Genomic DNA, 13,728 nt, shown 5'->3' on the forward strand with positions numbered 1-13,728 from the left:
GGTGTGCAGAGGTTCATGGTGTCATGCTCTCAAGGCACTTGATGCCGTCGCGCGGCGGCAGGTGGAACAAACAAGTCATTTTCGTCGAACGCTACTGTGTTCCACAGCCAGTACCAGGTCTCGCGGCGCAATGGCTGTTCCTGGGCCGGGTCGCCCTGGAGCATTGTTCTGGCCAGCACCGTGTGGGTCGGGCGACCAAGGCCATCGTAAAACTGCTGGTCATGCAGGGCGTGTTGGCGCATTGAGCGGTCATTGATGTAGCGCCATTTATCCGCGAAATAGGGACGGTACTCACGCACCGCCAGCCCCTTGTTGTTGTATTCGACCGGTTGGCTGATCCGCCAGCGCCGGGCTGCCAGCGCTTCCTTCGGGCTGCCATCGGGGTTGAGCAACAGTGCGCCGTCGTCACCGACGCACCAGGCCATGCCGGGCTCGACTTCCTGCTTGGTTTGCAAGGTTCGGCCAAAGCCGTCCAGGCAGGTAATGCTCGCGCGTATCTGCACAGGTGCTGCTTGATCCGCAAACTGGTCGGCTATCAGCGTGACCCTGTACACCGGCTCACGGGGCGCCGCGTCAATCAGTTCTTTGAGAAGTCGTTCATTAGCATCGGGGTTTTTCAGGGTGCCCAGATGGCGCCGGGCACGGTCATAAAAGTGTCCGCTGGGCAAGATAAAACCTTCTTGCGTGGCCCAGTTCATCCATGCGGGCAAAGGCAACACCGCACGGTCTATACATCCCATCCAACTGAACAGGTCCCAGAAACCGGCGCTGGCGAATTTACCCAAGGCGCTCTGCTTGTTTTCGAGTGCGACACGCGGGTCACGATCGCCTGTCAGGGTATCGCTGTCCAAGGGATGAAACCCGCTGGGTACGCCCTTTTCAGTGCCGTGGACCGTGGTGACGAACGGTTCACCAAAACCGGTATAGCGTGCTTGTTGAAGGTTGCGATTGGCATCTTCGAGGGTGCCGGGCAGCAACGTCCGGTAGTCGATGTCGAGGATACGCGTGGTACAGCCATCAGGCAGCTGTACGGCAGTGATCAAGCAGTTGTAACGGTCACGGGTCAACGTGGTGACGCCATGGCTGCGGGTTTGACGGTAGCTGCGCAGGGCATGGAAGCCGCTTGGCCCCTCGTACTCGGGGAACCCCTGATGGATGCACCACAAATAATCCTTCGCATTGTCGCTGTGCTGAAAGGGCCGGTTCGGCACAGTGGGAAGGCAAGGTTGCATGATGTGGTAACCGACTTGCGGTGATTCCAGTAGCTGTTTGAGGTTGAACGGCGGGTTGGCGCGTTCTTCGAGCAGTCGGTCATAAGCCCCCAAAGCGTTGGCGTCCAGTTCTGCGCTTTCACGGTGGGCGACCAGGGCCTGAAACGAAGCCTTGCCCTCGGCCAACGGCTGGTTGCTGAGCGTGTCCATGTAGAACTGACGGGACATGCTGGTGAGTACCGCTTGCCTGGCCCATTCGCTGTTGTCCAAAGTTCGGACCCGCAGGTTCTCATGGTTGATGTCGGCTGCACTCAGGGTCGATTTTTCCAGCACCAGCGCGTTGCTGCGCGCCAGGTAAGGCAGGTTCAGGCGCCAGGCCTGGAGGTTGGCTTGCGCCTCGCCCAAGTGGTGAATGTACTGAGCCTTCTCCTGGGTCAGGTACCACTTTTGCTGTGCGTCATCATGAGCGTCACGCCACCATTGCTGTTGATGTTCGTCGCTGAAGGGCGGCTCGTCGTTGGCGGTCTTGCGCCGGGCGTAGTACACGGTGACGGCATGTGTGACGTTGCCGTATTCGTCCCACGCAAGATTGAGCAGGTGCTGGCAGAGCGGATCATCGGGGATGTGTGGTTCATATTGGTAACTGATGGTTTCCAGATTATCGGGCTGGACGACCGCATACGGTTGGTGCGGGCCCTTGGGCCGAAGTATGCCAACACACGCACGGTGTTCAATGACTGCATAGGGCGCGCGCGGGTCGTCAGCGTTGAACAGCTCGCTGCGTAATACCCGGCCACTCAAGCTGCGCGCGATTTCGCGGGCCATCTGCTCGTCCGGTGCCCAGGGTAATCGCGTGGCTTTGTCGTCGGGATGGCCGGTGCACACCAGCGTTGGGTTGAGGGGCACGGCCTGCGGGTCATGGACGCTACTGCCGTCGCAGGGCGGGTCTATCTCGATGCCCGTGTGGAACCAGGTCTTGCTCAGCAGCGGCGCGCTGAAGCCTGCTTGAACACGCTGTGATGGCGTCGCTTCGGTATCGGTTTGCAACAACAGGCCAAAGCCACGAAACTCGCGCTCTACGCTGTCGTAATGGCCAGCTCGGTAAGCGTAACTTTGTGTCAGGCGGGTGCCGCTGATTTCGTCGATCAGTGCGATGTGCTTAACCAGATTGAGGGTCAGCGGCAGGTGGGCGACCGGCGCGGACAGGGCATCGCTCTGTTTCTCCTGCTTTTCATCCAGCCATTCCTGGGCTGAGCTGCGGTAGGTCACATGGGTGCGGGCGCCCATGTTGTTGCAGGTCGTACTCAGCAAATAGGGCTTGGAGTCTACAAAGTCGTAACGCCAATGGCGCGGTGTCATATGGGGTACGGTCAACACCAGGCTGGCGCATCCTATGCCTTGCAGGTCCACGGTGCTGACCTGACAGAAACGGTCATAGCGCACCCCGTCGGGCCAAGGCAGTTCCACCGGGGTGCTGAGATAGCCGCTGCCCGCGTGGTTCATGAATACTTTGACGGCATCGGGTGTCAGGCAAATCAGATCGGCCGCGCCGGAACCGTCAAGATCCGTCAGCCGTATCTGTTCAGCATTGAACTGGGTAGAGTTGAAGGGCAGCGTACATAGCACAAACCCTTTGCCGAAACGCCCGTGCCCCAGGTTCGGCCAGCATTTGACCTCATCGTGGCGTATGCGCACCAACTGCACGGAGCCACTTCCCAGCACATCGGCGAATGCCACCAACTGCGTGGGACTGGTACCTGCAAGCGGTAGCTCATCGCCCTCGTACTGGTCCTGCGGATGAGGTACATCGAGCCCCGGCGCGAATCCCGCGTCACGTCGGTTGGCATACAGGCGCACGCTGCGGCTACCGATCAGCACCATGTCGCTCAGGCCGTTACCGATCAGGTCGGCCATCTGCGCGGCAGGATGAAAAAATTCCTTGGGAAACGCGTTGAAGGGCACGAAGTGTGACCATTCGCGATCGGGGTCCAGCGTGAAGTAGCCATGCATGCCGGGCGCCGACACGATCCAGTCGAGCCTGGCGTCGCCGGTCAGGTCGGCCAGTGATTGATGGACTGCTTTGCCGGTATTGGCGACGGGGATATGTTCCAGGCGCGCCCATTCGCCATAACGCAGCTGGTCGCCCCCGGTGGCGTCACGTAGAGGTTCGCGGTAATACCAAGCCTTGTCTTGGCAAGACAGCACTCCTGGCAGCCCTTCGCCGTACAAGTCCACCAGTTGGTAAGAATAGCCGTCGTCGAGCCCCGGCATCGCGTCGAACCGGCACCAGCCTGGGGCGCTGGGGGACAGGGTGAAGGGAGTGTAGTCATACTCGGTCGGTGGCCGGCGCTCCGCCTGTCCGAGGCTGTCGTATGCCAGCGCATGGGTGGCGGCCAGCAGGCTGTAGCCCCACGGGCTCTGTCGATGTTCCAGCATCAGTTGCTGCACGAGCACCGGCACCGGCCCCAGTTCACCGGCAAATGCGTGGAACATCAGTATGTTCCGGCACAGGCGCCGGGTACCTATTTCAAAGCCATAGGCTTGGCTCCAGATGGGGTCGGCGCGCGCGGGCCAGGCACGCTGTTCGTCAAAGGTGGGGGCGGCCTGCGGGTCGGTGCTGTGCTCGCCGTAATCGAATACCAAGTGAAAGTGCCAGTGTTGCTGCTTCCAACTGTCCTCGATCCAGCCGTATAGATGCTCGTAGGCTGTTGCGTTGCCATAGTGGACACGCTTGAGGTAACGCTGGGCGCGATAATCGCGCATGTCCGGCGGGGCAGGGGGGTCCTGTTCGTGTTTGTATTCATAGACGATATGTTCGCCGAAGGGGTTGAGGCTCTCGCAGATCAACCAGGCACCGACATGTTCCGGGGCTAGGGGGGCAAAGCGGCGTGACTCGGCGTTCTTGCCGTAAAGGTGCAGGCCGCCGTCTGCACTGTGCACCAGCCAGAACCCAGACGGATCCTCGGCGCAGGACCAATGTTCGATCAGCGCATGTTCGCCTTCTACCCTGGGCCAGTGGCGCACCACCTGGTGTGGCGCGCCGGTGTAGACGCCGTTGTAGGTCGAGATGGTGCTGGCAATCAGGCTGCCGTCATCGGCACGCTCAGGCATCCATACATCGCCATCGGGCCCGACCACCTGGTCGGTACCGTCATAGTGCGGCACCCCTTGGGTGGTACGCAGGGTGATGGCATTGACGTTCACGGTCCATCCCATGCCGAACATGCTATTGCCGGCCTGGTTGCTGTAGCCTAACTCCAGTGTCGGAGCAAACCCTCGTCCCTGGGAAATCGGCAATGCCACGCTCAGGCCGGCCTCACCCCCGGTGCCGATGGCCCCCCAGCCTTTGCCGATGCTCTGGACGCTGCCGCCCATTTTGGGTAGGGCGGGCGATTCAATCTGCAGCGGTGTTTGCCCCGTCATTGCATACTCCCGCCGGATCTTGCCGTATAGCTGAGGTGAAAGATGATGTCGGTCAGCGAGTTCAGGGCCCCTCTTTGTGCCGGCGCGTTTGGAAAGGTCAAACGCCAACGGGAAACGGCTCCGGTGTATTCGAACGGCAGGTAGCGCTCATCTTGAAAGTTGAGTTGGAACTGACCGTCATCGTTAACCCCATGGGAAAGCGCGATCTGTTGGTTGGCCTTCAGGTTTTCCCTGATGTTTGTGCCCACGGAAGGTAACAGTTCAACCTTGCTGTAGGACTGCGTCAGAATTGCCCTGATGTCTTCATAAGGCCCGAGCACGACAGGGAAGGACGCGCTGATGGTTTTTATGCGGCGCAGGTAATGGTTTTGCCCATCGTAGTCATCGTCGAGCATTTTTTGCGTCACTTCGAATTCGCAACTGCCGGTGTTGAGCAGTGCTGCTTTGACCTCTTCCCAGCTTTTGTTGAGCGTGGAGTCCGGGTCCCTGGCCTTGAGGTCTTTGAGCGACAGGGTTTTACGGATTTCCAGATCCCGCACGTTGTGCTGCACGTATTCGCGGTACATCTGTTGCAAACCCATTTTCAGCGCCTCACCTGCACCCAGACCGCGGTAGCTGTTGTTCCACGCGCCAGGAAGGATAAAGGTCTGGTCGAACTGGCAGGTTTCGTATTGCCAGCAGGCTTCGGCAGCCTGGCAGATGGATTGCGCTGCGTTGAAGGCGCTGTAATAGAAACCGCTGAATTTGCTGTTGAGCCAGTCATAGGTTTGTGACTGGCTGAACCGTTGGTTGCCCAGCAGCAACGCATGGGTGGCTTGGGCCTGGTTGAGCGCGGTTTGTGCCTGGAGCAGTTGTAAGTGTGTCGCGCGGTGTTGTTCTTCGAGGACCTTGAGTTGCATCTCGATATGCCTCGACTCCAGTTTTGCCTGGTCGCGCGCCAGGTTCCACTCCTGGGTACGGCGCCGGAATTGTTCATGTTGAGCAAGGACCTCGGCCTGGCCGTGCAAGGCACTCGAAAGCCCTTGCAAGAGATACATGGGCACTTGCGAGACGCCTTCCATGCGTTGGCCACCAACGGCAAAACCAAAAATATTCGGTGGTAGCTTGGAGAATTCAGCCTCAGCACCCAGCGCTGGCAGGCCGGTCTCTGCCACCCGGGCATTGAGCAGCAGGCCGCCGACGAGCCTTTCCCCCACACTTACATCATCGTTGATCAACTTGTCGTAATAGCTGACGCGTCCTTGGACGATGTGCAGGGAGGCTCGCATAGCCTCTCGGTTGGCCTCATCTACTTTTTCCAGTTGCAGTTGGATATCAACGGCAACGCGTGCCAGATTCCACGCCTGTCGCTGTTGCAACTCAAGGTATTGCGCCTGCTCCTTGCGCTCGATCAACGAGAGCAGGGTCGTGCCGAATTGAATCACGCCGTCGACTGCATTTTGGGCAAGGGCGAACATGACGCTGAAGCGGTAATGGGGAATCTGTGGCGTCAGCGAGCGATTCAACCCTGGGCCGATGAGCCCTTGTTGCTGGGCGCTGAGGAGCGTGCGAGGGTCGAGCGGGCTGGCAAACAGCGGCAGATTCAAGGGGGTGCCGTCTATGTTCAGATTATGCCGCAGGTTGTACAGGCGACTTTCTATCCGCTCCCAGCGCCGGATAAGTTCGGGGTTGAATGGACGACGCAGGTAAGGGTTGTCGAGGGCGGATAATTCGGGCGTCGCCGTAAACGCTCGCAGACACAGCAGTGGTGCCTGAGGCGAGGCCGCGGCGGGGCCGACATGTACCGGCGGATGCTTGTGCAGTGATTGCTGAGCATTGATCAACTGCTGCTCGAACGTGCGCAGGTGTGGATTGATGCTGGTACTCAGTTGATCCAGCGTCACCGGCACCCAGTCGTCTGCCTGTCTTACATCTGGGCGTGGTCCCAGCATATCGAGCAGATGTGTGTAGCGCAGCTTGGCTTGCGCCAACCCGTCGGGTGTGAGCTCGTGGTAAGCGGCATCGGCCTGGTTGCATTCGATATCGATGTAGAGCCCATACAACGCCTTGCGCAGATGCACCGGGAAACTCAGGGCAATCCGGTGTGGGTCGTAGGGATAAAGCACCGCCTGGCTGGGATCTGGCTGGGTCGGCCATACCGCCTCTTCAAGTGGTACGGACTGCCAGTATCCCGGGTGTCCCTGCTCATTGCTTTGGCGCGCGGGGTTGAACAAAAAGGCCAGCCAGCGTTTAGCGTCGTCGTACTGTTGTTCCTGATTCAAGCGGTGGGCCACCAGCCATGGCAAGTACAGGAACAACTCCAGGAAGTACAGGGAATACCCGCCGGAAAAATCCATGGGTTCGGCACCGAGGCTGCCCCCGATCGGCGGTTCGGGCAAATGCTGGGTATTCCAGTTGAGCAGGGACTCCATACTGGATTCGGCCAAGCCGATCAGATGGCGCACGAAGGTCGTGTTCATGCGGATGGGGTCACGCCGCAGGGGCTTTTTGTGGCTCAACTCGCCATCGCTGAACGCAATGGCGGAGCCGGTGAAGTCAATGAACTGCGCCCTGCCCAGGGACGGACTGTCACCTTGGGTCGGGTCCGTCAGGCTGTTGATGCTGGGAGCGATCTGAAGCTCGGTGTTGAGTTCGGCGCCCCAGGTAATGGCCGCAGTTTTTAATGCACCACCCACCAGATGCATGGGGGGAAACGCTGCACGTTCTTCATAGATCAATACTCCATAGATCAACGGAATTTTGATGTCTTCTTGTTTCTCGGGCCAAATCACTGGCCAGCCGCCGGCCTGATGGGTGACTTGGTCGATGGAAAAGCTGTAGCTAAGCCAGGAATCTTTGCGCAAGGCAGGTTCGATGCCGCTCGCGTACAGCGGGCGTATTTGCGCAAAGGTCGTAGGGAGTGTGCTGGTTTGGACATCCAGCGGATGGCCGACAAAACACTGGTAAAAAAACGGCCCCGCGTTTGTGTGATGCCTGTTTTTGCTGACGGCCAGATAGGATTCATCGGGTTTCAGGCGCGCTACATCGAATGACGCCTGGTTTTTTTTCGCCAGCTCAAGGCCTTTTTTTGCCAAACGTTTACCCGCCAGGGAGGCTGTTTGCCCCGCAGCTGTACGGGGCAACTCAAACCTATCTTTCCCGTCATTTGCGAGAATTATGGCGTGCACGATTCGAGAGGCGTAAACGTAAATTAGGTAGACCCCACCTTGGCGGTCAAAAAAATCACTGTCGAGAGGTATCAATTCAGAACCGGGTAGTAGCGTATACGACCCCTTGTGCAAGCTGGTTTCGTTAAAGGTCAGTTTTATTTCCAGAACCGGGCGCGTGTTTTGATCGTCTTCGAAAAGGATGAAATTCTCCTCTCTTACATGCTCGAAGCTGCCTTGAAGGCGCACGTTCAATTCGATGTTTGAGTTTTTCCGGTCATAGGCAATATCAACGTCCTTCTCGAGCGTTTTGACATTCGATTGCAGTTGCTCAAAATTCCAGAGTGTCGAATCGACAGGTGGATTGCCGTGCACGAGGGAGCCAAAAACCGGGACGCTGGAAGGGAGCCAGTATTGAAAGCGGCCTTGATTTTTTTGATTACTGGCGAAGGTATGGCCGATCAACAGCACGTGATCTCTGTTCGAGTCTTGTTCCAGAGCTTCCTCGGAAAAAGGCGGCAGAACGCTGCCAGCGGCGGGAAACAATGGCGTGACTTTGTAATTTTTGTCGACACGCACCGACCTTAAAAAGTCGTATTGATCTTTGTCTCCGCTAGGGTCGGCGTTTTGTCGGTAGCCGCTGTACACCATCAGTACTAGTGACTCAGGAGAGGTCGAGTGGTCGTAGACCGCGATCGTATGGGTGTGTGCAGCAATCTCTTCGGGCGTCTGGATGATCAGGCCAGGTGTCTTGCAGGTGTGTTCGGCATACACACGGGGGGTGCTCCAACTGTCGTCGTATTTCTTGTAGCTGGCGTACAGGCGGAACAGCGGGTAGGGCTTGCTGGTTTCCTGAGCTGTGCCTTCCCGCGCCTGTGGACTGAAAAATTCTGTGTCCGGGTACTCCACCTGGGCCCACACCACGAACAGCCGATTGTTGAACCAGCAGGGGCGAATCGTATGTTCAAGGACTTTATCGGAGATCGGTACATTGGCCCTCTGCCAATCTGTCCAGGCATGGGGCGACGGCTTGTCATACTTGAAGGGAGCCTCACCGGCCCGTGACGCCGCGGCCTTTGCCGGACGTTGACGCATATCCAGTGAGCGCCAGTAATAAGCATTTTCGGCCGGCGATCGGGCGATGAAGTAGTAGGTGCTGTTGGCGAAATCGTCACCGTCGATATAGCCATTGCAGATGTTCAGGTTGGCAATTTCCTCGAACCGCGCGAGGTAGGCCATGAGGGCTGAAATGATGGTGTCAGGCTGAATTTTGGCCTGAGTGATGTCGGCTTCAAACTGCTTGAAGCTATCGGTCTTGGTTTTACGCAGCGTCGGGTCCAGGTAGATGTCCGGAAAATCCTGCAATTGCTGCAACCCTGCCCAGATCGGATAGTGATTGAGCACCGTCTGCCAGGTGTCGACCTGCTCGGTGCTCAGGCTGTTGTCTCGATAACCGGGTTCCATGTTCAACATCATGCTGTTGACCAGTTGTTGCAGACTGGCAATTGCGCATGCGACCGGGCTGGTGGGCACGTTTTGACTGACCAATACATCCAGCAACCAGTATTCGTAGAGGTCGCTGGGCGTCTTGATACGATCGACCAGGTTTTGTTCGATGATGTAGGCATCCTTCGGCACGGCTTCGTGCAAATACATCGCGAGCATGGCATCGCGCAGGGATTCGTTGAGTGTGCCGTCGAAGGAAGTCGCCATCGTTCCACCTCACGCTTGCATTTGGGTATTGGCGGCCGTCACGGCGTCGCCCAGCATTTTCCAGTCATCCAGGCTGCTGTCGACCTGCAACGCGGTGGCTTGCAGCAGCGCTTTGGCCGATAGCCCACTGGCTTTGCAGGCTGCCTGACAGCGGCGCACCCAATCCACCTGGGCCATCGACTTGGCAATGGCATCGGGCAGGCGCGCGGTGAGTACTGCGACCTCTTCTGTCGACCAACCCAGTAGCCGAGCCAGCTCCAGATTGGCGTCGGTGGCGAGTTGTTGACGGATTTTTTTTGTCGGGCGCTTCAGCACGGGGTTGGCGAGGCTGAAGTAGCTGAGCAGGGTGTCTTCGGGTTTGTCCTGTGCATACAACCAATGACTCAAGCGCTCGAACAGGTACAGATCCGCCAGGCTGGGCTCGCTGTTGGTGAGTGAGTAGTCGCCCAGCCACTGGGGATTGCAGACAAACAGGCGTAACGCGCGGTTGCTCAAGCGCAGTTGCACAACGATTTCAGCGTGCCGGGTAATGCGTTGGACCTGCTCTATCAGCGCGTTATCGTTGTCTTGGGCATCGAGCAGCACGGCATACACCGACGTTTTCGCCCAGTTGATCACGGCCACGGCACGTTCTGCCGGCAGTTGGGCGACTTCTTGGAAAAGATCCGCCAGTAGTTGGGTTTGCCGGTCATGGGCGTTCAGCAGCAGGGCGAGGAGTTGCTGCTTGCTGGACTGCTTGGCGGCATCGCTGAGTTTTTGCGCGGCCAGCAGTGTGTCAAGTGAACGGCTTAACCAAACCTGGGGTTCGTCCACCAGGGTCAACTCACGGTCAAGCCCTGGCAGCAGGCCTGCGGCGTCCAGTATGTGTGCGCCGTTCAGTAAGGCAAGCCAGTCCATTGGCGCATTGTCAGTGTTGTACGCGGGCAGGTTCAATGTCTTGACCTCGGCAGCGGTGACCGCGCTGCGAACGGTATCGGCCTGCAGCGTGTTCAGGCGGGCACGCATATCATCCGTTACAGGTTCGGGCTCGGCGCTCGGGGTTGGCGCGGTGTCCTGTGTAGCGCCGTGAATGTGTACCAACGGTACGGGAGCTCCCAGGCGCTGCTGCAATTGGGCGATGGTTTGATGGCTGTCGGCGAGCCAGTCGAAGGCCCACTGCAACTGCATCAAAACGTCCAGAATATCCGGCGTGTGTACGTTGGCGGGGGCGCGCAGCGCACCGCTGGCCAGCGCGGTTCTGAACGGTTGGCCGCCAAGTAGGCCGGCCAGCGTCAGTAACTGGGCAACCGTACAGCCAAAGAGCCTGGCGATACGTGCCTGGCGATACAGCGAGGACACGGTCGCCAGGTCGCGCTTGAGACTGCCCAACAGGCTACGCGTGTGGGCGGCGATCAGCAGGAACTCATCATCGGTCGGCCTCAAGCCCAGGCCCGCGCACAGTTGCAGCACGGTTTTACGCGCGGCGTATGCCGTGTCGGTGACGGTGAATACGCCATGGTCCAGCACCAGCGGCGTGTCGAAGAGCTGGACCGCATTGAACACCTGGTCAAACAACGCCAGCTCATCCCTGACCGTCGTGTAGGGGGTGAGGTAATGCATGAACGCGGCAAACTCCTGAGGGTCGATGCCGTGGCGTTGATTCAGGTGACGGTAGACGCCGAGTGCCCGCAGGGTATTGTCGTTGAGTTGCAAATCCAGGTTTTCTTTACCTTCGGCACGCATGGCACTGACGACCAATGTGTCGAGTTTGCAGAAGGCGATGCCGGTCCAGCGCTGCAGGCGAATCATGCGTTGCAGGCGGTCAAAACGGTCCAGGGAGGTCTTGGTCAGATGCCAGGTCTTACCGTCACCGACTTCCTCCTGTACGAGATCCATGGCGTTGTCGAACTGATTGCGCCTGCGTGAGAGGTCTGTGCTGCCCGGCTCGGATCCATCCGTACCCTGGCCGTTGACGTAGCAAGCCCCATAGTGGTTTGCATGGGGAAAAGGGCAGTCACTGTTGCCGCGCAGGCCAAGGTGTTGAAGGTTTTTGCTGAGGCAGTTGGGCGACAGGCGTACCGCGTAGGTGCGCCGCGACAACAGCATCTCCACTTGCTCGGCGTGTAGCTGCGTATGTTGCATGAAGATGTTGAGGTCGGTGAGCGTGCCGGCATTGGCGCCTGAGATTTCAATGCCGTAGAGGCTTAGGAAATAAGCTTTTTCTTGGGCATTCGCCTGGTATTGCTCATCCAGGCTCAATGTGAAGCGGCGCCTGGCGGTATTGACAGGGGCCGCTATCGTACCCGTCGCCATGAGTGTATCGAATGTGGCGGTATAGCCTGTTGCAGTGGGTACGGGGAGCGTGCCAACGGCCTTGAAGTTAACGCACAGGCTCGCCTGTGACGCCTGTTGTAGCGAGTTGAATCGGTAAAGCGTGGTGTTATCAGGGGTGGCGTTGGCAAATTGAATCGTCGCGGTATGTGTTGAGGTCTGTCCGGGCTTTCGAAAGGTCAGAGGGACATTATTCGAACCGCTGGCGGCTAACACAGGGACGTTCAATGCCGGTGTGATTACGCCGACATCCGGCTGTCCCGTCGGCAGTAGATAAGCCATCGGGAAAGGAGCATGAGGGCTTAGATGACAGTTGGCCGGACTTTTCCATCCTGCGACGAGGTGAGTGCGGTTCAGGTAAAAATGACTGAATGGCGAAGCTGCGATCAACAGTGCCTGCTGTTGTGGACTCAGCCCATTTAATAATTGCTGGGCCCGCATCGACGGATGTTGCACGGCGCCGTAATGGTTGAAGGCGTTCTGTTCAATCGGCAGCCGGTCGCTGATCTGGTAACTGAGCTCACCCAGCCGAGGTTTGTTTCCCGCTAGGCCCAGTAGGCATTGCTGGTGGTAGTAGTTGTAGGGCAGCTCGAAGGGGTACTGGCGTTCAGTCAGTACCGTGTGCACCGTCTTGTTTTGGTCTGCCGGTACGCGTTGCAGATATTGACGCAGATTAGCGCCCAGCACCTGGTTGACGATCTCCAGCATTGGGCGGGGGGTGAAGGTGCTCTCGTGGGTGATCAACAGCTCCTTGAGGTCTGGCCTACGCCGGTCCAGCAAAAGGCGAGAGGTATCGCTGCTGGTGTTTTCCAGTTGCTTGATGAACACGCGAAGTGCGCTCAGATAGGCGCCGGGTGAGTTGTTAGCGGCCAGAGCTCCGACTTTGCAGAACTCACTCCAGTTTTCCTTGAATAGATTGGCGTAGGTCGGACCATAGGGCACCAGTGCCCTGACGCCGTCGCGCTGTGCCAGCGGGTGGGATGCGCCCGACGACGTCCGGTGTTCGCGGTATAGGCGCGCGAGCACAGAGGCGTAGGCCATGGCGTTGTCGTAGGCTTGCGCACCATTGGCGTTGCTGTGCAGGGCCAACTGTCGGATGAAGTCCGGTCGGGACAATCGAACGATATCGAAGACCGACGTCACGTCCATTACTTTGAGGGCCGCCTCGAACGTCATTTGGCCTTTGACCGGCTGGGCGTCAGCAGCGACTAGGTGCTTGAGCAGAACGTTGCGTGTGCTGGCCATGGGTTCTCATCCGAACGGGAGAAGGGAACTGAGACGTCGAGGTCCAAGGTAGTGGAGAAAAAATCGCTTGTAACCTGTGAAACTTGACAGGTCGCGAGTTTAGCCATTCGTCGTAACTGGTAGATTTCACAGGTGCTGAAGGGGCGCGCATCGGTATATACCGGCGACATCGATGAAGGCGTTAGCGACCGGAGTACCCTGCCATGAGCGACACTCGCGCCAACACCACTGTGCAAGCACGTCAGCCTGACGGTAAGAGAGGGATAGGCCCGCTGTTTTTTTGGGCGACCCCTGATATCAGCGAGCCCAGAGCCAACGCAAGTGTGGGACGGCGTTTTGTCATTAGGGCCAGTGGGTGGGCATTGGGCACTCCGATACATAAATGGAATGTGGAGCTTATTTATAGGGATAGCGCTGGCAAGCAGCATATGCGCAGAGTCGCTAACTCTTTCACCTCTTATTTTTTATTGGCGCATTGGCGTTCTGAGGTGAGGGCCACCGTGGAAGTTCCAGCGGAGGCAGTTTCCATTATTTCGGTAAGGGTTGAGTTCCAAGCGACATCCTATAGCCCCTGGGCTTATGTAACGCCGGTATTTCAAGTGTTGGCGCCTCCGGTCATAACCCGCCCAGGCACGCAGTGGACGCCTTATCCCACCCTTCGCGGTACCGGGGTAACGGGC

3 protein-coding genes are annotated in these 13,728 nt (G+C 58.3%); all 3 read right to left on the reverse strand.

The genetic code is table 11. The annotated features are described in order from the left end of the window. Positions 1-29: 29 nt before the first annotated feature. From HKK57_RS16110 to HKK57_RS16120, 3 genes are read right to left on the reverse strand one after another with little or no spacing between them, the layout of a single operon-like run. Entirely contained in the window at positions 30-4,634 is a 4,605-nt protein-coding gene (locus tag HKK57_RS16110) for a SpvB/TcaC N-terminal domain-containing protein (RefSeq protein ID WP_169390412.1), read from the reverse strand. Continuing rightward, positions 4,631-9,493 (reverse strand): neuraminidase-like domain-containing protein, encoded by a 4,863-nt coding sequence (locus HKK57_RS16115; RefSeq protein ID WP_169390413.1) that lies wholly within the window; start codon positions 9,491-9,493, stop codon positions 4,631-4,633. The genes HKK57_RS16110 and HKK57_RS16115 overlap by 4 nt, the downstream gene beginning before the upstream one ends. A gap of 9 nt (positions 9,494-9,502) precedes the next feature. Beyond that, a complete protein-coding gene (locus tag HKK57_RS16120; RefSeq protein ID WP_169390414.1) occupies positions 9,503-13,048 on the reverse strand; it encodes a Tc toxin subunit A in 3,546 nt (1,181 codons plus the stop codon). Positions 13,049-13,728 lie beyond the last annotated feature (680 nt).

It is taken from the genome of Pseudomonas sp. ADAK21, from assembly GCF_012935735.1.
GTDB lineage: Bacteria > Pseudomonadota > Gammaproteobacteria > Pseudomonadales > Pseudomonadaceae > Aquipseudomonas > Aquipseudomonas proteolytica.

Coding starts and splice junctions, on each gene's coding strand:
- HKK57_RS16110 (WP_169390412.1), bottom strand. CDS start 4,634: ATGACGGGGCAAACACCGCTGCAGATTGAATCGCCCGCCCTACCCAAA.
- HKK57_RS16115 (WP_169390413.1), bottom strand. CDS start 9,493: ATGGCGACTTCCTTCGACGGCACACTCAACGAATCCCTGCGCGATGCC.
- HKK57_RS16120 (WP_169390414.1), bottom strand. CDS start 13,048: ATGGCCAGCACACGCAACGTTCTGCTCAAGCACCTAGTCGCTGCTGAC.